This is a genomic window from Exiguobacterium sp. s145, assembly GCF_018618835.1.
In the GTDB taxonomy this organism is placed as follows: Bacteria; Bacillota; Bacilli; order Exiguobacteriales; family Exiguobacteriaceae; genus Exiguobacterium_A; species Exiguobacterium_A artemiae.
In genome coordinates this window covers 58445-80249 of record NZ_JACSMV010000010.1, presented here as the reverse complement: position 1 = coordinate 80249, position 21805 = coordinate 58445, and the positions used below count along the sequence as shown (strand labels likewise).

Here is a 21805-nt window from a genome sequence, read left to right as displayed (position 1 = left end):
GGAGTGTGGCAGGATGAACAACTTTTGGAACACGACGTCCTTTGACGTCAACGGGATTCTAGGGACTCTCGGAAATATTTTAGGAGCACTTATCGTCTTCTTGATTGGATGGCTGATTGCGAAACTGATCGCAAACGGTATTCAAAAAGCATTAGAAAAATCGGGTGTCGTTCATAAGTTGTCACCACAAAAAGAAGGTACACCACCACAAAAGAAAAAGTGGACGCCTGAAAAAATTATCGGGACAGTCATCTTCTGGATCTTGATGGTATTTGTTCTAATCCTAGTCTTTAACATCTTGAACTTGAACATCATCGCAGGACCACTTGCGGATACGATGAGCACATTGCTCGCAGCGATCCCGAATATCCTGAAAGCAGCATTGATTCTTCTTTTTGCTTACGTCATCGCGGTTGTACTCCGCATGATCATCGTCAAAGGCGGAACGAAGCTGATGTCGAACGAAAAAGTCCGTTCGAACAAAATGCTTCAAGGTCAAACGGATCTTTCAAGTTATCCGAAGATTGCAGGCGAAATCGTCTTCTATCTTGTCTTGTTATTGTTCCTACCGGGTGTACTTGGTGCACTTAACATCGAAAGTGTTTCTGAACCGTTCAGTCAATTACTCTCGTCGTTCCTTGGTTTCATTCCACGTCTGATTGCTGCAGCAGCGATCTTCTTCGTCGGATTCCTCGTTGCGAAAATCGTCCGCGATATCGTTACGAACTTCCTGCATGCAGTCGGTACAGACAAGTTTGCTTCACGCTTCAACATCGGTACAAACGAACAAAAAGATACAAAATCACTTTCTTCAATCTTAGGGACAGTCGTCTTCATCCTGATCTTAATCCCGATCACGATTTCGGCACTTGACCAGCTCAACATCAAAGGTATTACAGGACCAGCCATCAACATGTTAAACGATGTTCTTGGTATGATTCCGAACATCATTATCGGTGTCGTCTTGATCCTTGTCGGTCTTTATGTCGGTCGTTTCGTTAAGAAATTCGTTGCAGATCTCTTGTCACGTCTCGGTTTCAACAACTTAACACGCCACTTGAAAATCGGTAACTGGGATGCAAACAATGCATCGACATCACCATCATCAATCGTTGGATCACTCGTTGAAATCGTCATCGTCGTCTTGTTCGTCGTTGAAGCCTTCAACTTAATCGGTCTTGACTTCATGGTTGATCTTGGTCGCGCGGTTCTTGCTTTCCTTCCAAGCGTCTTGACAGCGATCATCATCTTGGCCATCGGTATCATCATCAGCAACTTGGTGAAACGCACGATGGACAGCCTGTTTGCTAACTCGGATTTAAAAGTTCTTTCAAGCGTCGCGAAATATGCCATCCTTGCTCTTGCTGTCTTCATGGCACTTGATCAACTTGGTGTTGCTGCTACAATCGTTAACTCAGCGTTCATCTTGATTCTCGGTGCTGTTGCTCTTGCTTTCGGACTCGCGTTTGGTTTAGGTGGCCGTGATAATGCATCACGTTACCTCGACCGTCTCCAGAAAAAAGCAGAGAATGCAGATATCGACACATCGAACCTGCCGTCAAACAACACATCGTCTGCTTCGACGAAGCCAAGCTTAAAAGAAGCAGCAAAAGGTGCCGCGTCTAAAGCAGCAGATGACGTTACACCAGATCAAGCACCAAAAGCTTCTAAACCATCATCTTCTACGAACGTAAACCCGACACATGGTACACCAAAAGGGGCACTTCCTGAAAATGATTTAGCACAACAAGACGATTACCCGATCGATCCGGACACACATCGTGGCCCGAACTTAGATCACCCGAACGATCGTCCGTAACATTAATAAAACTCCTTCACCAGCCGGTGAAGGAGTTTTTTTAGTGCGTTAATACATGGCTGCATATTTGTATTGTAGTAAAATAACAAAACTGGTTTGACCAATTTGTGAAAAAAAACAGAAACTTTTGCTTATAAAAGCTGACATCCTTTGTTATGATGAAAAGGTCAATTAGAAAAATGATTTGAATATTCAGAAAAAAGAGAAAGTTCGGAGGGTGTTTTATGAGTTTGCTTCGTAAGAAAGATGTCAGTGTAATGATGGATCAAAAGAGCCATTCTAAACTGGCACGGCATTTATCAGGCTTTGATTTAGTGTTACTTGGGATTGGTGCAATTATCGGAACAGGGATTTTTGTCCTGACCGGAACAGGAGCATTGTATGCAGGACCCGCATTACCGGTTGCCTTTATTATTTCTGCTATCGTCTGTGCATTAGCGGCTCTCTGTTACGCCGAATTCTCATCGATGATTCCCGTCTCGGGTAGTGTGTACACGTACACCTACGCCACAATCGGGGAACTGGTTGCCTGGATCATCGGTTGGTGTCTCATCCTGGAATACGGTTTGGCATCAAGTGCCGTAGCGACAGGTTGGTCCGGTTATTTCCAATCACTATTATCCGGATTCGGAATCAGTCTGCCGACAGCGTTAACGGCAGCACCGGGTGCTGTACCGGGAAGCGAAACATTCTTCAATTTACCGGCGTTCTTGATCTTGATGGTCATCACGCTGTTGCTCTCAATGGGTATTAAAGAAACAAAACGCGTCAACAATATCATGGTTCTTGTAAAAGTAGCCGTCGTTGTCTTGTTCATCGTCGTCGGGATCTGGTACGTCGAACCGGGCAACTATACACCGTTCGCACCGTTCGGTATCAGTGGTGTCCTGCAGGCTTCAGCCATCGCTTTCTTCGCTTACCTCGGTTTTGATGCCGTTACGTCAGCAGCAGAAGAAGTAAAAGATCCGGGCCGTAACTTACCGATCGGGATCTTAGGATCACTTGCCATCGTTACCGTATTATACGTCGTCGTATCCGCCATCATGGTCGGAATCGTACCATTCAAACAGTTTGAAGGGGTCGACAGTCCGGTTTCGTTAGCCTTAAAAGTAGCAGGTCAGGACTGGGTCGCAGGTTTCGTCGACTTAGGTGCGATCGTTGGTATGACAACGGTTATCCTCGTCATGACATTTGGTCTGGTTCGTCTCCTGTTCGCGATGAGCCGTGACGGATTATTGCCGAAAATCTTCTCAGACGTGAATGAAAAATCACATACGCCTGTCAAAGCAACATGGATTCTTGGTACGACTGCCGGTTTGATCGCCGGATTCGTTCCACTCGGTACACTGGCAGAATTGATCAATATCGGAACACTCGCAGCATTCGCTCTGATTTCAATTGCCGTCGTCATCTTACGGAAAACGCGTCCTGATTTGAAGCGGGCGTTCAAAGTGCCATGGGTTCCATTCTTACCGATTCTTTCCGTCCTTGCCTGCATCATGTTGATGTTGAACCTTCAAACATTCACATGGATTGCTTTCTTCATCTGGACAGCGATCGGTCTGCTCGTCTACTTCGGATACGGAAGATCACGTTCAAAATTACAACAATAAACACTCATGCCATCCAGGATTATTTTTGGATGGTTTTTTGTTTGCTGCCGGCAGGAATGAACACCGGAAAAGGCGAACGGTTGTAAAGAAAGGGGCGATCCGAAATGATTCATATTAAACGGGCACCTGATACAGAAACAGCATATTTAGTCATGAAGGAAGGTTTCAGCGATTACATGATTCCACTAGGTCTTTCACCTGAAGTGTTTCAGGAACGAATCTTAGAACGTGACGGCAACCAACTGGAACATTCGTTCATTGCCTATCACGGGGAACGACCGGTCGCGATTTGGTTGAACGGGCTGAAGACGATCAAGAAAAAAACGGTCATGCGTTGTGGCGGACTGGCGGTCGATCCACAGTACCGGCGTCTTGGAATTGCCAAAGCCTTGTATGAAGCACAGCTGAGTTATGCCAAATCTTTGAATATCGATTGCTTGATGCTTGAAGTCATTCAAGGAAATGAGCCGGCGATTACCTTATACAAGAGTTTCGGTTATCAAACTGTCAGTGAACTCGGTTATTTTCATAAAGAAGAACAGGGACAGGTTGAACCGCTTGTTGAAATTGATCAAGTGGCTTTTGAACGGCGGTACATACAGCAGGACGAATACATTTGGCAACAGGATCCGGGCGTTATGAAACTGGCGAAAGCCCGTTACTACGAACTGGATGGTGCCTTTATTGCCGCAGTCAATGAATCAATTTTTGCCATTTTGACAGATGAAGAAGAAGTTGCCCGGATCGCGACCGAAGCAACACGCCGGTTGGCAGGTGAACACTATCATCTGCAGTCGACGAATCAACAGGTATGGGAAGAGTTACGCGAAGCCGGTTGGAAACAGCGGGATATTAAACAATTCATCATGCAAAAACCAATCGAAGTCTAAACAAACGGGATGTGCAGAACGGCCTTTGAGGCAACTCTGTCCATCCCGATTTTTTGTTACATCCACAAGCTGATCATGACGATGACGGCAAAGATCACGAATAAGATCCCTGTGCCACCAAGCATGACGAGCATGATTTTGTTCATCATAAAACATCCTCAAATCTGTAGAAAACTACAATTTATTTTACGAAGTAATTTAAGCTTGCACTATACTTCTCCCATTCGTCGAGTCCTTTGTCATATGTTTTGCTATTAAAACTACGTGAAAGATAACTGTGGGATTCCTTTTCGACTAATTTGTTTTTTACCAAAGAAAAATCATGGAAAATAAAGCCGACTTTTTCACCACCGTTCACATAGATGGGTGTCTGGATTAGGTTTTTATTCATTTTAGGGCGCATACCATAAGAAACAATCGAACCAGGATGACGCACTAATTTTTTATCTACAATTGAGTACGTTTTTAAACTAATTAATGATGAAGTTTCCCGAGTTGATAAGGAAAATACGTTAGGTGATCCTTTTGCATTCCTTAATTTTGCACTCGTTCTGAAATCATGTGCTGCTCTGACATAAGGGTTATCTTTTGTATAGTTGTAAGAATAGTTGGTTGCTTTCCCATTAAGATATAACGTGAACTTTCCTGTACAAAGTTCATCTTTTCCTTTTAACCACCAAGAATCATTTGATGTAGCCTTGTGACAAGTTGCTTTTGTAGAGCGGACCGAAACGATGTGCTTTTTATTGATAGTATCTACGATCGTATAAGTTTGGTCGATTTTCTTTAATGAAGTAGCAGCTTCCGTAGGGAGTGGAAGAAAATTAATTAAAGCCACAGTACAGGTTGTAATTAGTAATTTTTTCAAAGTATAGTCTCCTTTTCATAATACGTTTCCTTTCCATTTTATAACATTTAAAAGGAGGTCAGTTAAAAAGATAAAAAATAAAACCAAAAACGCCTTTCTTTCGTTTTCTGAAGAAGGCGCATGGTCAATCACTTCATGGCAATGTACAGTCACATCTGTTTTAAGTAGTCCTCAATCATCACACGATGCGAGCCGACGATTTGCTCCGGTAAATCTGCCAAAGGGAAATACGTTAACTCAACACTTTCTTCGCTGATGCGTAAGGTGCCCGACGTTTTAGTAGCAAAATAAGCCAGCGTGACGCTTTGAAACACATCACCGTTCGCAAGCGTCGTGACATAGTTCTTACCGGAATAGACACCAAGCAAAGTCAGTTTTTCGGCGACGAGTCCGGTTTCTTCCAACAGTTCACGGCGTGCGGTTTCATCTGTTGATTCCGCCCATTCCATCAGACCGCCCGGCAGTCCGAACCGGGCCTGTGTTTCATTCCGTTGCTCGAGCAAAATCTGTCCGTCCTTGATGACGAGAACGACGGCACCAACGAGAATCAGCGGGGTCTGTCCGATTTGCTTTCGGAGTGTCTCGACATAATTCATCGGGGCGCCCCCTGGTGAAACGGACAGCCGGTTGAAATATTTGGTTCTTCCGCAGGCGCAGAACGGGCAAAGAAATTCGGACGCTTGACGGCCGGATCGAAATCTTTGTGGAAGACATGCGTCGCGGCACCGCTCATGGGCGGTACGAGCCAGGACCATTCTCCGGTTACGTCCCGTTCACAGGCCGCTTCATTTTTTTCGAACCGGGCAAATTGTTTCGTCGCCGTATGATGATCGACGATTGTCACACCGCTCCGTTCAAACGAATCAAGAACGGCATAATTGAGCTCGACGAGTGCTCGGTCCTTCCATAACGACCGCTCCCGTGACGTATTCAGTCCAAGTTGTTTGGCGACCAGCGGCAAAAGATCGTAGCGGTCAGTATCGGCCAAATTTCGGGCACCGATTTCTGTTCCCATGTACCAACCGTTGAATGGAGCACACGGATAGGAAATACCGCCGACTTCAAGCCGCATATCGGAAATCATCGGCACGGCATACCATTTGATTGTCCGGTCCCCAAACAGATTTTGCTCGGGGTGTTGAATCGTGACTTCCAGCACCAGTTCATCCGGAATCGGATGCAAACTGACTTGGCCGTCGAGTTCAATCAGTAAGGGTAAGATATCGAAATCGGTTTTAGATCCGCTCCATCCGAACGACTCACACAACTGAGTGAAGGCGATTGAAGCCGAATCCCCAATGATACCGTCCGGGGTGTCATATCCGGCGTAACGGATCAATTGATGGTTCAAGACACGGACCCGGTCGGGATCGAAAATCGTAAGGGTCGAACGGATCCGGCCTTCGTTGGTCGCATACGAAATGTGACGGAACAAGGCATCCCGGACCGATTCGACTGTCAGCGCATCGCGGGCATCCATGACGTGAAGTTGATCCCAAAAAAGGCGTCCGATACAGCGGTTGCTGTTCCGCCAGGCGAGTTTTGCTCCATACGTAAGTTCTTGAAGCGTTTGCGTATACGTACCTGTCCGCAAAATTTCTTCGCGCACTTCATGCAGGCGATGTGCCTCTTGCGGGTATTGTTCTATATAGTCATAAAAAAAGCGTTCGGCTTCAGTGAGTAAAGTAGACACGGCGTAAATCCTTTCTTTATCCAACACGACGATGGTTCTTGCTTCAGTGTACCGTTTGCTTGCGCTTTGTGCCAAACGATAATCGTTAAACGCTTACTTACAAGTTCAAAAGACGTTAAAAGTTTAGAAAGTGTATGGAAAGGGGGATAGAGGAGAGAACTATTCGAAAGTGAGGAAATTGTTATGTCATTATTAAAACCTGTATTTGCCCGATTTTTTGGCGAAGCCTTTTTTGATAAATCGGCTCAGCTTGCTTATTATCTGATGTTGTCCTTATTCCCATTTTTATTATTCGTAGTGGGCCTTGTGTCTTTTTTACCGTTCACATCGGGTGACGTCCTCGATTTGATCCGTCCGTTTGCTCCGGCGGAAACCTATGATTTAATCCGGAAAAATGTCGTCGGGATTTTTGATAACGGGGGCCTGAAACTGGCCTCGATCAGCTTCCTGGCAGCCTTTTGGCTCGCTTCGATGTCGGTCCAGTCACTGGTCCGTTCGTTAAATGATGCGCTAGAAGTCACGCGGAAAGTGCCGTTTTGGAGAGGGTTACTGCAGGACTTTGGTTTTACGGTCGGAATGATGATTATCTTACCGATGTCGCTTCTCGTTCCGGTTGCTGAAAAGTTAACGCGGCGTTTCATCACGCATTTTGCGATCGTCAATGATGTCGTCACGAACTACTCTTGGATTTGGTTTTTATTCCGTTGGGGACTCGGATCACTGTTCCTGTTGGTCTTCTTCATTCTGCTGTATCGTGTTTTACCGAGTGTCCGGTTGACAGTCCGTCAAGTCTTACCGGGTGCGTTGTTTGCGACAATCGCCTGGCAGGCTGTTTCTGAATTCTTCTCGTATTACGCGGAATTCGGCAGTTACGACCGTTTGTATGGACAACTGGCCGGAATCATCGTCCTGATGACGTGGTTCTATTTGTCATCTGTCGTCCTGATGCTCGGTGGATTGATGAACGCTGAACGGATGCGGCAAAAGAAAGAAGCAAAGGTCTTAAAACCCGAAAAAATCAAACAAGAGACTGTCCGTTAAGGGTAGTCTTTTGTTTGACGTTGACTTACTTTTTGATAGAAAAATACACCGATTAAACCGGTCGTAAACAAGGCAAGCAGAAGTAACGAGAGTTGTTCAAAATGCGTGGTTTTTAAGAAGACGCTCGCTGCAACAGCGGCATAAAAACTGCCAAGACTCTTTTTGACGAATTGACTGCTGAAGAGATTGAGGAATGACGCGCCGAGCGGTGAGCCGATGAGTGCTCCGATGATTAGAGCGATCCCTAAAGCAAGCGGTGCCTGTGTACCTGACATGAAATAACTCGTAACGCCGCCGAGTACAATCAACGTAGCTGCCGCAATACTTGTTCCGATTGCTTGCTTCAGCGGGAAACGCACCCATCCCATCAAAAGCGGTGTCAATAAGAATCCACCGCTGACGCCCATCAAGGACGACAGGATTCCGGCAGCGGTTCCGATCGCGACCAGTTTATAGAACGAGGCGTGCGGCACAGGTGTCTCCCGAATGACTTTTTTAGCCGGTTTCAAAAACTGGATGGCAAACAGCAGGAGCAGAACGATGTAAAGGGTGGAGATGACCGTATCCGCACCGCTGTGCCGTTCCATCCAAAAGACGACAGGCGTAATCGCGGCGGAGCCGATGATACCGGAAACGCCGATCGTAACAGCATCCCGCAGGTGAAAGTTATTTTGACGGAGATGGGCAAAGGTGCCTGTTACCGTCGAACCGAGTGTCAAAAGTAAACTTAAGACGATTGCGGTGCTTGGGGTGTATCCTAAGATCAATAAAAGAGGGGTCAGGATGATGCCTCCGCCGATTCCGAAAAAACCGGAGAGAATGCCGATTGCGGCTCCAAGTACGAGAAAAAGTAATAAATCCAAGCGTATTCCTTCTTTCTGTGAAGTGATACAGATGACTCTACGGGGAAAGTAATGATTAGGAAAATGAATTATACTGATGGTAACGATTAGAAAAATAAATGAGGTGAATCCATGAATTTTAATGAACTGAAGACCTTCGTCGCGTTGGTCGAAACCAAACATTTTACGAAAACAGCGGACCGCTTATACATTTCACAGCCGACGGTTAGTCTCCATTTAAAACATCTGGAAGAACATTTCGGACAAAGTTTGATTCATCGCCATACCTTTAATAAGACGATTGAAATCTCGGAAGCGGGATGGATTGTGTACCGGCATGCCAAGGAAATTTTGCACCAAGCGATCCGGCTCGAGCAGGAAATGGATGAGTTGGAAGGCATTACACGCGGGACGCTCAGAATCGCGGCCACACATACGATCTACGAAGCGATGTTAGAAGAGATGATTCACGACTTTTTGCTGGTCTATCCGGATGTTTCCGTCGATGCGCGCGTCATGAATCAGGAACAAGTCGAACAGGCCTTGCTCCATTACGAGATTGATTTAGGTATGGTAGAAGGACTGCATCGCTCGCACCAAATCGAAGCCATTCCTTTTGCGACAGATCGACTGCGCATCATCGGTCATCATCAGCTGGTTCCGGAACAGGCAACCTGGATTTACCGGGAAGAGGGATCAGCCGCACGTTTAGCACTGGAAACGTGGTTGCAGACACAAGCAATTGTTCCGAAGCGGATAATCACGGTATATTCCAACCGCTTAATCAAACAGTTAATCAAAAATGGAACGGGAATCTCAATTCTTTCGGAACGCTTGGCGGGAAGCCTGCTCGAATCAGAACGGTTTCAGACACACGATGATTCGCAGATTGATCCAAGGATGTTTCAATTCATTACACTTAAAGGAGAGACGACCCGTCTGTCTCAAAAATGGATCGATCAACACAGTAAGTCCGAATAAAAACTTTTTCGTTGACATATACCCCTATAGGTATTATTGTATGGAATGTAGCCAACAGATATGACACAGGTCACACGGTAAAAAGGAGAGTGTTCTTCACATGGAAAAAGTGTACGAAGACAAAATCATTCATCGGATGAACCGGATTGAAGGTCAGCTTCACGGCATTAACCGGATGATGAAAGAAGAGGCATCCTGTAAAGATGTTGTCACTCAACTGAGTGCGACACGGAGCGCGATTGATCGTGTCATTGGACTTGTCGTGAGTGAAAATCTCATCGATTGTGTCACGAATGACGAAACAGCTGATAACCACGAACAGTCTGTAGCAGAAGCTGTTCAACTGTTATTAAAGAGTAGATAAAAAAATTTACAACGATTAATACCCCTTAGGGTAAAATAGATGGAGGAATTTTTCAGATGTCAGAGATTAAAAAAACAACGATTGTCTTGTTCAGTGGAGATTACGATAAGGTCATGGCAGCGTATATCATCGCCAACGGCGCAGCCGCTTACGACCATGAGGTGACGATTTTCCATACATTCTGGGGATTAAACGCAATGCGTAAAGATGAACCGATTCAACCGGATAAAACATTACTTGAAAAAATGTTCGGCAAATTCATGCCCCGCGGTGCCGACAAAATGCCGCTCTCAAAAATGAACTTCGGTGGCGCCGGCCAGAAGATGATCAAAAACGTCATGAAAAAACACAACGCAATGCCGCTTCCCGATTTAATTGAACTGGCAAAAGAACAAGACGTGAAGTTGGTTGCATGTACGATGACAATGGATCTGCTCGGTTTAAAGCAAGAAGAATTGCATGACGGTATCGAATATGCCGGCGTAGCAGCGTATCTTGCTGATGCTGAAGACGGAAACGTCAACCTGTTCATCTAATTTCGAGGAGGATTGATGCAAGTGGATATCTTGAACATCGTATTTCTAGTGATTGTCGCTTTTCTCGCTTACCGGATGTTCGCCCCGACAAAAGGTGTCAACAAATTGTCGGCGTCCGACTTAAAGCAACGGTTAGGCGACCGGACCCGGTTTTATTTGGATGTCCGGACACCGGGTGAGTTCAAAGGAAATCACATTAAAGGATTTAAGAACATTCCGCTCCAAGTCTTGCCGACGCAACTCGATAAGATTCCGAAAGACAAAGAAGTCATCGTAATCTGCCAGAGTGGCATGCGCAGTAAACAAGCGGTCAAACAATTAAAAAAAGCCGGATATACGCAAGTAACGGAAGTGTCAGGCGGAATGAATGCTTGGCGTTAAAAAACACGAGGAGGAATAACAAATGAAACGATTCACAGCAAAAGAAGTACAGGAAAAGCTAGAGAACGGAGAACAACTTAACATTATTGATGTCCGTGAAGTGGATGAAGTCAAAGAAGGTAAAATTCCAAATGCGATTCATATTCCACTCGGTCTCGTCGAATTCAAAATGAACGAACTCGATAAGAAAAAACAATACGTCATGGTTTGCCGTTCCGGTGCCCGCAGCGGCCGTGCCGCAACGTATCTTGAAGGACAAGGCTATGATGTCATCAATATGGATGGCGGGATGATGGCGTACGAAGGTAAAACCAACTAATTTTTTTAATTTTAATTATACCCCTATAGGTAAAAGGAGCGAATACTTTTGCAGACAATCAAAACAGATATCGTACTTGATGCACGTGGTTTAGCATGTCCGATGCCGATTGTTCGGACGAAAAAAACGATGAAGACAATGGAACCGGGTCAAGTCGTAGAAGTTCAAGCGACAGATAAAGGATCGACGGCTGATCTTCGGGCCTGGGCCAACAGTACAGGCAACCAATACCTTGGAACGATTGAAGACGGCGATGTTCTACGTCATTACGTCCGGAAAGCTTCCGGTAATGATCAGGAAGCGCCGGCATTTCAAAAAGTCGTCAACAACGAGACGGTCGAAGCTGTTCGCGGCAACGTGGATACAATGATTCTGGATGTTCGGGAAACGGCGGAATACGCCTTTTCACACATCCCGAGTGCCGTCAACATTCCACTCGGTGAACTGGAAGAACGTATCGAAGAACTCGACTCGTCGAAAACAATTTATGTGGTCTGCCGGACAGGAAACCGCAGTGACTTAGCTTGCCAACAACTCGACGCTAAAGGATTTAACGTTCAAAACGTCGTTCCGGGTATGAGTGACTGGAAATACGACACAAATCAAACCGTTTAATTCGTAAATTATTATCAGGAGGAATACAACACATGGCACAAGCAATGACAACAAAAGAAGTCACCCAAAAAATCATTCGCCGTGAAAAAATGTTTATCTTGGACGTCCGGAATGAAGACGCGTTTCAAGACTGGAAAATTGAAGGCGAACAATTTTCTTATCTGAACGTTCCATACTTTGATTTACTTGATGGTGTGGAAGACATACTGGATCAACTGCCGACCGATCAAAACGTACTCGTCGTCTGTGCAAAGGAAGGATCGTCGATTTTCGTTGCGGATTTGTTGGAAGAAGCAGGGCGGACGGTCTCGTATCTCGCAGGAGGAATGAAAGCCTGGAGCGAACACCTCGAACCAATCTCACTTGGATCATTAAATGAAACCGGTGCAGATCGTGGAGAAGTCGTTCAGTTTGTCCGCATCGGGAAAGGCTGCCTGTCTTACATGATTATCTCGGAAGGCGAAGCCGTCCTCGTGGATGCAACGCGTATGACAGATGTTTACCTCGACTATGCAAAAGAACGTCAGCTTGAAATCACACATGTTTTTGATACACATCTTCATGCCGACCACATTTCAGGTGGACGTGAAATTGCGGAAAAAACAGGCGCGACATATTGGTTGCCACCAAAAGACGCGCCAGACGTCACATTTGATTATGCAGCGCTCGAAGATGGAAGCCACGTTCAGGTAGGAGATACACAAATTGATGTACGGGCACTTTATTCCCCGGGACATACGATCGGATCGACTTCGTTCGTTGTCGATAATCGTTATCTCCTGACGGGCGACATTTTGTTTATTGATTCAATCGGGCGTCCTGATTTAGCCGGTCTCGCAGAAGACTGGGTCGGTGACTTAAGAGACTCGCTCTACAACACGTACCGTGAACTGTCGAAAGATCTGATTGTTCTGCCTGCTCACTTCATGTTAATCGAAGAATTAAACGAAGACGGCAGCGTCGCAGAAAAACTCGATGTATTACTTGCCAACAATCATGGCTTGAACATCGAAGACGAAGAAACATTCCGGAAAATGGTGACAGAAAACTTGCCGCCGCAACCGAATGCGTACCAGGAAATCCGTGAGACGAACATGGGGAAACAGACACCGGATCTCGAAGCACAACGTGAGATGGAAGTCGGTCCAAACCGATGTGCCGTTCGCTAAACTAAAAAAATCACTTCAGGAGGAATTACAATTATGAAATCAGAACTCGTATTAGATGCAAAAGGACTTGCATGTCCAATGCCGATCGTTAAAACAAAAAAAGCAATCGCCGGACTCGAATCCGGACAGATTCTTGAAATCCATGCAACCGATAAAGGGGCTAAAAACGATTTACAGGCATGGGCAAAATCAGGCGGCCATGAGCTCATCAAACACGAAGAAGATGCCAGCGTTTTAAAATTCTGGATCCAAAAAGGGTAATTCAAGTTGAAGGAGGGCTGGCGACAGTCCTCCTTTTTAAAGGAGTGAATTAAATGGAAATTGGATTTATCATTACCATTTTTTTGATTGGATTCGTTGGATCATACATTTCAGGAATGCTCGGAATCGGTGGTTCAATCATCAAATACCCGATGCTGTTATACATTCCGCCGTTGCTCGGATTCGCTGCCTTTTCGGCCCATGAAGTGGCGGGAATCAGTGCGATTCAAGTCTTTTTTGCGACGATTGGCGGCGTTTGGGCTTACCGGAAAGGCGGTTATCTCAACAAGTCATTAATCGTAAGTATGGGTGGCGCCATTTTAATCGGAAGTTTTATCGGTGCCTACGGATCAAATGTCTTGGCGGAAGATACCATCAATATCGTCTACGGAATACTGGCGTTAACGGCAGCGGTCATGATGTTCGTTCCGAAAAAAGGACTGGATGATATTCCGCTCGATCAGGTTCGGTTCAACAAAACAATTGCGGCGAGTAGCGCGTTCATCGTCGGAGTCGGGGCCGGAATCGTCGGTGCGGCGGGAGCATTCTTACTTGTTCCGATTATGCTCGTCGTTTTAAAAATCCCGACCCGGATGACGATTGCTTCGTCGCTCGCGATTACCTTTATTTCGTCAATCGGCGCAACGGTCGGAAAGATTACGACAGGGCAGGTCGATTGGGGACCGGCGGCTGTCATGGTCGTCGCCAGTCTGATTGCGGCACCGCTCGGCGCAATCGCCGGGAAAAAGATGAACACGAAAATACTGCAAATCATTCTCGCTGTCCTGATTTTAGCGACAGCCGTCAAAATTTGGATGGATATTTTATGAAAGAATACAAAAAAGCGATACTTTGCTTGTACGTCAGCAAAGTATCGCTTTTTTTGATGAAGCTACAAACGGCTTTTTTCAATGACATCGACAAGTTGCCGTTCGACATCGAGTGCGACTTGTTTTAACTCGTCTTCTTCCACCAGACCAATCAGTGAGGTCGGGCGCGGCATGCCGACCTTCGTTTGTCCATTTTCCGTATATACAGCGAGCTTACACGGTAAAAAGTAACCGGCTCGTCGTTCAGCCGATACAACACGATGGGCCTCTTTCGGGTTGCAGACTTCAAGGATATGATACTGGTCATCAAACGTTAACTCTTTTTCAGCGAATTTTTTCGCTAAATCAAACTCCCACAAAACGCCAAACGAAACCTCGGCAAGTGCTGTTTTGAGACGTTCGATGGTTTCCTCTGTTGAATGGTTGGAACTGACGGTGTAGTCAAACATAAATACCCCTCCCGGTTTTTCGATTCTTTTATCTTATTCCCTGTCTGAACAAGATGAATCGTCTTTTTTGAATGTGCCGAATGAAAGCAGACCGGGCGACAAACTGTGGGAAATCAAGGTACATTAGAAAAAAGACATCCGTCCGGGTGTGGGGGACGTAAGCTTAAAAAAGGAGGGTGAAGGGAGATGAAGAAACGGATGTTGACGATTCTTTCAGTCGTGGCATTGATTGCCATCATGATTGGCGGCTACTTTATCTTTCAGCAGCAACAGGCAAAATCAAGCGGCAGTAAAGAGCTGACATATGCTAAAGAAGAAACAGCCATTCTTGCAGGCGGTTGCTTCTGGTGTATGGAGCCGCCGTTTGAAGAGTTAAAAGGGGTGAAGTCAGTAGTTTCCGGTTATACCGGCGGAGAGGTGAAAGATCCGACGTATAACCAGGTATCGGCGGAGACAACCGGTCACCGGGAAGCGGTCCTGATTACGTTTGATCCGGATGTCATTTCGTATAAACAACTGCTGGATGTGTACTGGCGTCAAATCGATCCAACCGATCCGAACGGTCAATTCGTCGATCAGGGGGAGTCGTATACGACAGCGATTTTCTATACGAATGCGGAACAAAAACAGATTGCGGAACAGTCGAAGAAGGATTTGGCTGCGAGCGGTATCTTTGATAAAAAAATTGTCACACCGTTGATTGAAGCCGGTCCGTTTTACGAGGCGGAAGCGTATCATCAAGACTATTACTTGAAGAGTGAAACGAAATATAAATTCTACCGGGCTGCATCCGGACGTGATGAGTTCATCAATCAATATTGGAATGATCAGCCAAAACTCGATCTACCGAAGTATTCAAAATTGACCGACGATCAAATCAAAGCAAAATTGACGGATATTCAGTATAAAGTCACCCAGGAAGACGGAACGGAGCCTGCTTTTGATAATCCGTACCATGACTTAAAAGCAGACGGGATTTATGTCGATTTGATTTCCGGTGAACCGTTATTTTCATCAAAAGACAAATTTGATTCGAAAACCGGCTGGCCGAGCTTCATCCGACCGTTAGAAAAAGGAAATATCATTGAAAAAAGCGACTTTGCTTTAGGAATGAAGCGGATGGAAGTCAGAAGCCGGCACGGAAATGCCCACCTTGGTCACGTCTTTAATGACGGTCCCGAGTCGACTGGTTTACGTTATTGCATGAACTCGGCTGCTTTACGGTTTGTGCCGAAAGCCGACCTTGAAAAAGAAGGGTACGGTCAGTATGCTTCTGAATTTAAATAATCAGCTAAAAAGGGATTTTTCACTTTCGTGAAAAATCCCTTTTTCTTTCGAAAATGTAAGGTAGCCGCTCCAAAAATAACTATCCATTTTATCCAAATATTGTTTATACTGTAAACAATGTAAGATCATATCTTGAGGAGGAACATCGTGAAAAAGTTAACGATTTGGCTCATGCTGAGCTGTTTGATTCTGACACTCGGAATCGGACCGTCAGCTGTGAAAACGGCAGCGGCAAGTGAATTGTCGGAAGCCGTCTTATTAAAAGCAGGTCAGGAAACGGTTCTTAAAACCGGAGCCGAAAAAAAGAATACATACTGGTACAAGGTCGAACACCAGGCCGGGATTGAAAAAACGGCGACACACTTTGAATTATCAATCGATACGGATCAGCCGATTGAAGTAACGGCTTACCCGAGTCAGGAAATGGCATCAAAAGACGAGACCTTTGACCGTTACCGCGGATATGCAGAACCTAACGATAAAGAGGTTACAAAAATTGCTGTTCCTTATGCCTGGGACGGACCATACTACGTCAAGGTCGATTATTATCCAGAAATCGAAGAAGACAAGTCGGTCAAACCAGCCAACGTCAAGTTGACATACAACAATGTCAAACTGGCGGTCGAATACGAGCCGATTAGTGATATGAGCTGTATGGCGGAAGAAGCACTCAAACAAACATCAGATGAAAAACCGATGCTTGCCTTGATGCACGCCATTCAAAAACAAGTACTGAGCCAATCGGAACAAGGTCGCAACTTAACTTCGTTGTACTATAAGGCTTCACCATACGTCGTTAAAACGTTGTTGTTCAACAAAGATAAACGGACACAAGCCTACGAGGATTTAAAATCGTTGAAGCCGGCTATGACAGCTCTCGTCAACGGTACAGCGTACACATTGACAAAAACCGATCAGGCAGCCGTCAATCGCTTATACGCATTGACACGTGACGCATCACCGGAAGTCATCGCAACGGAAATCAATCAAGTCGCGAAAACGGCGAACATTGAAACGATCGGCGGTTCAGACTTAACAGAAGCGTTTAAACCGTTCGGTATTCAGGTTAAATCAGAAGCGAAAACACGGTTCATCGTGAAGTTGAAACCGGGTCATACCGAGCGGACGATGAAAATCGCCGGTACACAGGCAACAGACGTTGAGAAGTTATCGCTGGGTAAAACAGGCGAATTCGTCATCGTCACGGAAGATCCGACAGTTAAAAATCAGTCGGCAGCAGTCCTGAAACAATCATTGAAAAAATCAAGTGCTGTTGAGTATGTCGAACAAGTCCAGACATACCGGGCAACAGGAGATATCAACTATGACTACCAATGGTCGCTCAATCAAAAGTCGATGGTTGAACAGTTCCCGGATGCAGGAATCGGATTCGAAAAATTCCTGAAAAACAATGCTGGTCAAAAGTTGAAGCCTGTCACGATTGCCGTCATTGATACAGGAGTCGATTACCGCCTCAAGGATCTCCAAGGGAAAGTTGATATTGCCCAGGAAAAGAACTACGTTGATGTGAATGGAAAAGGTGATGCCATTGACGATAACGGTCACGGTACGCACGTCTCGGGTGTCATTGCAGCCGCTCTCGAAAACGATTACGGCATCCGTGGTATCCATCAGTCGGCAAAAATTCTTCCTGTTAAGGTATTGAATGCCAACGGTGAAGGGGAAACGGATGCGATCGCCCTCGGAATTAAATACGCGGTCGATCACGGAGCAAAAATCATCAACATGAGTCTTGGCGGCGGGGAAAGCCGGACAATGGCATACATGATGAAATATGCGGCAGATCACGGTGTAACGGTCGTCGCGGCGTCAGGTAACGAATACGATTCAATGGTCGGCTTCCCGGCGAGCTCAGAGTACGCGATTTCGGTCGGAGCAACGAATCCGCTCGGTATGGTCGCTGATTACTCGAACTACGGCATCGGACTTGATGTCGTCGCACCAGGTTCAAAAATCGCAAGTCTTGTTCCGGACGGAAATACGGTCTACATGGACGGAACAAGCATGGCAGCTCCGCACGTTGCAGCGGTTGCCGGCATTTTGGCATCACTCGATTCTAAATTGACACCAAAACAAATCGAGACGATCTTACGGACAAGTGCTGAGCCGCTTGCCTTTGAAAATCCAAATGACTGGTACGATGAAGAAGACGATATGGAAGATGAGTATCCACCGGGTTATGAGAAAGAACGGACACCAGACTTCCCGGCTTTCGTCAGTCCGGTATCGGGATACGGAAAAGTCAACATCACACGTGCCATCTCGCAATTGCATTTAAACGGAAAAGTCAATCCGGTCTATGACAATCAGCTTGTTGTCAGCGGACAAGTCAAAACCGGAACAAAAGTTAAAATCACGACAGTCAAGACAACAATGATAAACGGTAAAGAAAAGAAAGAAACGATTACTTTAGCAAACACAACAGCTAAATCCGGTAAATACAGTGTGACGATTCCGCGTCAGGAAAAGACGACTGTGTTGACGATTCATTACACGAACGGTCTGGATGTCACATCGGAACGGACGGAAGTCTTGCCAGGGAAAGCTCCAGCTGCCCCGAAAGTGAACCGCGTATTGGCCGGAGCGACGAAAGTCACCGGTACCGCGATTGCGAACGGTAAGATTACGGTAAAAGATCCGAAAAACAAAGTAGTCGGAACAGCGGTCGTCGACAGCAAAGGGAAGTTCACGGTTAAAGTTAAAGCACTGCAACCAAACACCCGTCTTGCCGTCACGGTCAAAGACATTGCCAACCGTTCGAGTAAAGCCACTGTCGTAACAGTTCTTGCTCCTCCGGCCGCGCCAAAAGTGAAGCCGGTAACAGCTGGTCAAACGAAAGTAACCGGTACTGGTGAGAAGAAAGCGCATGTCTATATCCAAAATGCGAAGAAAAAAGTCATTGCCAAAGGAACGATCACTTCTAAAGGAACGTTCTCTGTAAAGATTGCGAAACAAAAAGCAGGAGCGAAGCTATATGTCTACCTTAAAAATGACTTGAAACAAACAAGTCCTAAAACAGCAGTTGTCGTCAAAAAAGCGAAGAAATAAGTCTTGAAAGCAGCCTTTTTCGGGTAAAACGAAAAAGGTTGCTTTTTTTTGAGGGGTTGTCTTACTTTTAAAGTATTTTTTTTGAAAATATGCTATTTTTAATTGATTCTATTATTTTTAGAAAAGCATCATTCTAATCGAATGATGAGGAGGATATTTCATGATTAATTGGATTCGGAGACGAATCGGGCGGCAATTATTGGCAGTATTTTATGTCTTACTGTTTTTGGTTTCGATGACTTCCTTTTTGGTTTATGGTTACATGGAAAATCGAATCGAATCATCACGCGATAACTTGGAAGTCATCAGCGAACAAAATCGTCGTGCGGATCATTTATGGGATAACTGGCAGAATGTCCAGTTTGGTTTGCGGGGATTTGTTATTTTCGGTAACCAGGAACGTTTTGATGAAATCCAGGAGCTGCGGACAGAAATCAAAAGTGAAACGGATTGGTTTACCCGTAAAGCCAAAACGGATGAAGAAGAAGAATTTGCCGCTCAAATGACGAATATGTACAACTTATATTATGGGGCCTTGTTTCCTTTGACCCAGTCATACGTAAATGAAAAAAAGGCGAATCAAATCAATGAAGATTTTTTACAGGGTGACAGTCTGTTCTCTTTACCGATTGCCAAACGATTGGTGGAACAAGGTCAATTAAAACAAACAGCGGACGGTTCGATTGATGTCGAACCGGATATTGAAAAAGCCTCTTCGGCATTAAATGAATACCGGAATAATTTACAACAACAGCAGGATACGGCCGTTGCCAACCTCCGGAGTGAAGTCGCAAAAACGAAATGGATCTGGATTTCGAGTATCTTTGTCCTGATTATCTTTATTTTACTGTTTGTTCATCCGTTCCTGAAACGAATGACGAAACAGTTATTACGCCTGATTGAGGACAATCGAAAGCTGTCGCGGAACGAGCCGATTGAGATGGATGTCATGGAGCGGCGGGCAGATGAGATTGGCATGTTGCGTTCTTCCTTTAATCAGATGGCTGTGACAACCGGTCTGCATAAAGAAGAGATGCAAAATAAAAACGAAGAATTACAGGCGCAGAGTGAAGAATTACTGGCCCAACAAGAAGAATTGCAATCGCAACAAGAAGAACTCGAAGAGGCGTATCAGGCGACGAAACAAAACGAAGAGAAGCTGAAGATGCGCAGCGAATTAACGGAAGCACTCGCTGTCCGGGAAACAGTCGAATCGTACCCGGCGATTGTTCAAAAAATGTTGGATATCACTTCATCCGAATATGGAGCCTTGTTGTTGTATGACGATGGCGTTTACATCGGTGCGACGACGAACGGCATGAAGATACAACAGGTTCAATCCTTACTGGATGATGAGAATTCCTTATTGAACCGGATGCGGTTAGGGACAAAAGTCGTTCAGTCGGAAAAACGGGTTTCGCGGACAAACGACACACCATACAGCTTCAGTACGTATGAAGTTGCTTTGCCGATTTATGATCCATCGACGCATCAGTTGATGGCTGCCGTCTACATGGTTCGTTATCAGTCTCCATACCAGTCGCAACAGTTGGCGGATATGCGTGAGTTCTCGCAACAGATGACTTTATCTCTGTTGCGGACGCGTTCATATGACGAGATGAAGCAGGAAAAACAAAAGACCGAGCAGGTACTTGACTCAATCCGGGAAGCGATTATTTATCTGGAAGACGGAAATGATGAATTATACGTCAACCGTCCGTTGTTCGAACTGATACCGGAGCTGCAATCCGAATTTACGAGGGATCGGACTTTATCGTCGGCCAGTTATGTGATTGAAGTGATGCGTAATATCGTCGATGATGTCGAACGATTTAACGATTATTTGGACTTGATCCGGTCCGGGGAAGTTTCTCCGGATAAAGTTCAATTTGATGTCCGTGGTAATTCCGCACATCTTGAAGTATATGCAGAACGAATCGATATTGAAGGTGGTTGGAAAGGGGTCATCCTCGTCATCCGTGATATTACCCGGGAAACAGAAGCAGACCGTCTGAAGACCGAACTTGTTTCAACGGTGTCTCACGAATTGCGGACTCCCTTGTCTTCGATTTACGGATTCACGGAATTGATGCTCAATCGGGAGATTGATGCGATAAAACAACAGAAATATTTGTCGACGATTCATAATGAAACGGAACGGCTGTCGAATTTGGTGACCGATTTCCTCGATGTTCAACGGATGCAATCGGGTGGACAACGTTACCAAATGGCTCATCTTGATTTGTATTCGATTGTCGATCAAGTGATTGGTGTCTATAAGGCGTCAAACGGACTTCACGATATTCAGCTTCACTTGTTGAGTGTAGAACGACCGGCGATTATTGGAGACGAAACACGGATTAAGCAGTTGCTGAACAATTTAGTCAACAACGCCATCAAGTATTCACCGGACGGTGGACAGGTTGACATTACAGTCAGCACGGATCAGGAAAATGCGACGATTCAGATTACCGATCACGGTATCGGGATTCCACAATATGCCTTTGCCCATCTGTTTGATAAATTTTATCGTGTGGATAATTCAGATACACGACGAATCGGGGGTACGGGACTTGGTCTTTCGATTTGTAAGGAAATCGTCAAAGAACATGACGGTGTGATTCATGTCGAATCGACTGTCGGAAAGGGAAGTACCTTTACGGTCGCCCTGCCGTTGTACGCATTGGAAAATGTCTAATCCAAACAGGTATCGGATTGCTTCGGCAACCGGTACCTGTTTTTGTTTTACAATAATTTTTCAAACGCTGAGAAAAAACA

The 21805-nt window shown here is 45.4% G+C and carries 21 protein-coding genes; 16 read left to right on the top strand and 5 right to left on the bottom strand.

Annotated features, from left to right (window positions below; translation table 11 throughout):
- Positions 1 to 13 precede the first annotated feature (13 nt).
- The 3 genes from KNQ07_RS09590 (at position 14) to KNQ07_RS09580 (ending at position 4322) form a co-directional block, all read left to right on the top strand.
- Complete coding sequence (locus KNQ07_RS09590; RefSeq protein ID WP_214766331.1) at positions 14 to 1819, top strand: mechanosensitive ion channel; 1806 nt, start codon at positions 14 to 16, stop codon at positions 1817 to 1819.
- A gap of 224 nt (positions 1820 to 2043) precedes the next feature.
- On the top strand, positions 2044 to 3432 hold the full coding sequence (gene bcaP, locus KNQ07_RS09585; RefSeq protein WP_012369248.1) for a branched-chain amino acid transporter BcaP: 1389 nt from the start codon (positions 2044 to 2046) through the stop codon (positions 3430 to 3432).
- A 104-nt stretch (positions 3433 to 3536) separates the two neighbouring features.
- Positions 3537 to 4322 carry a GNAT family N-acetyltransferase gene (locus KNQ07_RS09580; protein WP_214766329.1) on the top strand — a complete coding sequence of 262 codons (786 nt, stop codon included), beginning with the start codon at positions 3537 to 3539 and terminating at the stop codon, positions 4320 to 4322.
- Between the two features lie 181 nt (positions 4323 to 4503).
- On the opposite strand, the gene KNQ07_RS09575 is transcribed toward KNQ07_RS09580, so the two are convergent.
- From KNQ07_RS09575 to KNQ07_RS09565, 3 genes are all read right to left on the bottom strand, one after another.
- Entirely contained in the window at positions 4504 to 5190 is a 687-nt protein-coding gene (locus KNQ07_RS09575) for a hypothetical protein (RefSeq protein ID WP_214766327.1), read from the bottom strand.
- 149 nt (positions 5191 to 5339) lie between these two features.
- A complete protein-coding gene (locus tag KNQ07_RS09570; RefSeq protein WP_214766325.1) occupies positions 5340 to 5786 on the bottom strand; it encodes an NUDIX hydrolase in 447 nt (148 codons plus the stop codon).
- Positions 5783 to 6883 carry a nitric oxide synthase oxygenase gene (locus KNQ07_RS09565; protein WP_214766323.1) on the bottom strand — a complete coding sequence of 367 codons (1101 nt, stop codon included), beginning with the start codon at positions 6881 to 6883 and terminating at the stop codon, positions 5783 to 5785. The genes KNQ07_RS09570 and KNQ07_RS09565 overlap by 4 nt, the downstream gene beginning before the upstream one ends.
- A gap of 183 nt (positions 6884 to 7066) precedes the next feature.
- On the opposite strand from KNQ07_RS09565, the gene KNQ07_RS09560 reads away from it, so the two are divergent.
- Positions 7067 to 7924 (top strand): YihY/virulence factor BrkB family protein, encoded by an 858-nt coding sequence (locus tag KNQ07_RS09560; RefSeq protein WP_012369253.1) that lies wholly within the window; start codon positions 7067 to 7069, stop codon positions 7922 to 7924.
- On the opposite strand, the gene KNQ07_RS09555 is transcribed toward KNQ07_RS09560, so the two are convergent.
- Positions 7921 to 8787 carry a sulfite exporter TauE/SafE family protein gene (locus KNQ07_RS09555; RefSeq protein WP_214766321.1) on the bottom strand — a complete coding sequence of 289 codons (867 nt, stop codon included), beginning with the start codon at positions 8785 to 8787 and terminating at the stop codon, positions 7921 to 7923. The genes KNQ07_RS09560 and KNQ07_RS09555 overlap by 4 nt on opposite strands.
- 111 nt (positions 8788 to 8898) lie before the next feature.
- Here KNQ07_RS09555 and KNQ07_RS09550 point away from each other — a divergent pair, with 111 nt between their 5' ends.
- From KNQ07_RS09550 to KNQ07_RS09510, 9 genes are all read left to right on the top strand, one after another.
- Complete coding sequence (locus tag KNQ07_RS09550) at positions 8899 to 9747, top strand: LysR family transcriptional regulator (protein WP_214766320.1); 849 nt, start codon at positions 8899 to 8901, stop codon at positions 9745 to 9747.
- A 100-nt stretch (positions 9748 to 9847) separates the two neighbouring features.
- Positions 9848 to 10111, top strand: coding sequence for a metal-sensitive transcriptional regulator (locus tag KNQ07_RS09545; RefSeq protein WP_214766318.1), 264 nt, complete (start codon positions 9848 to 9850; stop codon positions 10109 to 10111).
- Between the two features lie 56 nt (positions 10112 to 10167).
- Positions 10168 to 10647: a DsrE/DsrF/DrsH-like family protein gene (locus KNQ07_RS09540; protein ID WP_014969361.1), complete on the top strand. Its 480-nt coding sequence runs from the start codon at positions 10168 to 10170 to the stop codon at positions 10645 to 10647.
- Between the two features lie 15 nt (positions 10648 to 10662).
- Positions 10663 to 11028 carry a rhodanese-like domain-containing protein gene (locus tag KNQ07_RS09535; protein ID WP_012369258.1) on the top strand — a complete coding sequence of 122 codons (366 nt, stop codon included), beginning with the start codon at positions 10663 to 10665 and terminating at the stop codon, positions 11026 to 11028.
- 22 nt (positions 11029 to 11050) lie between these two features.
- A complete protein-coding gene (locus KNQ07_RS09530) occupies positions 11051 to 11347 on the top strand; it encodes a rhodanese-like domain-containing protein (RefSeq protein ID WP_012369259.1) in 297 nt (98 codons plus the stop codon).
- A gap of 48 nt (positions 11348 to 11395) precedes the next feature.
- Positions 11396 to 11962: a sulfurtransferase TusA family protein gene (locus KNQ07_RS09525; protein ID WP_214766316.1), complete on the top strand. Its 567-nt coding sequence runs from the start codon at positions 11396 to 11398 to the stop codon at positions 11960 to 11962.
- Between the two features lie 32 nt (positions 11963 to 11994).
- Entirely contained in the window at positions 11995 to 13131 is a 1137-nt protein-coding gene (locus tag KNQ07_RS09520; RefSeq protein ID WP_214766314.1) for an MBL fold metallo-hydrolase, read from the top strand.
- Positions 13132 to 13164: 33 nt separating this feature from the next.
- Positions 13165 to 13392: a sulfurtransferase TusA family protein gene (locus KNQ07_RS09515; RefSeq protein WP_214766312.1), complete on the top strand. Its 228-nt coding sequence runs from the start codon at positions 13165 to 13167 to the stop codon at positions 13390 to 13392.
- 53 nt (positions 13393 to 13445) lie between these two features.
- A complete protein-coding gene (locus KNQ07_RS09510; protein WP_214766311.1) occupies positions 13446 to 14222 on the top strand; it encodes a sulfite exporter TauE/SafE family protein in 777 nt (258 codons plus the stop codon).
- A gap of 62 nt (positions 14223 to 14284) precedes the next feature.
- Here the strand turns inward: KNQ07_RS09510 and KNQ07_RS09505 are convergent, their stop codons facing one another.
- Positions 14285 to 14671 carry a DUF302 domain-containing protein gene (locus KNQ07_RS09505; protein ID WP_214766309.1) on the bottom strand — a complete coding sequence of 129 codons (387 nt, stop codon included), beginning with the start codon at positions 14669 to 14671 and terminating at the stop codon, positions 14285 to 14287.
- A 186-nt stretch (positions 14672 to 14857) separates the two neighbouring features.
- Here KNQ07_RS09505 and msrB point away from each other — a divergent pair, with 186 nt between their 5' ends.
- The 3 genes from msrB (at position 14858) to KNQ07_RS09490 (ending at position 21725) form a co-directional block, all read left to right on the top strand.
- Complete coding sequence (gene msrB, locus KNQ07_RS09500) at positions 14858 to 15958, top strand: peptide-methionine (R)-S-oxide reductase MsrB (protein WP_214766307.1); 1101 nt, start codon at positions 14858 to 14860, stop codon at positions 15956 to 15958.
- 147 nt (positions 15959 to 16105) lie between these two features.
- On the top strand, positions 16106 to 19027 hold the full coding sequence (locus KNQ07_RS09495; protein ID WP_214766305.1) for a S8 family serine peptidase: 2922 nt from the start codon (positions 16106 to 16108) through the stop codon (positions 19025 to 19027).
- 160 nt (positions 19028 to 19187) lie between these two features.
- Positions 19188 to 21725 carry an ATP-binding protein gene (locus KNQ07_RS09490; protein WP_214766303.1) on the top strand — a complete coding sequence of 846 codons (2538 nt, stop codon included), beginning with the start codon at positions 19188 to 19190 and terminating at the stop codon, positions 21723 to 21725.
- Positions 21726 to 21805 lie beyond the last annotated feature (80 nt).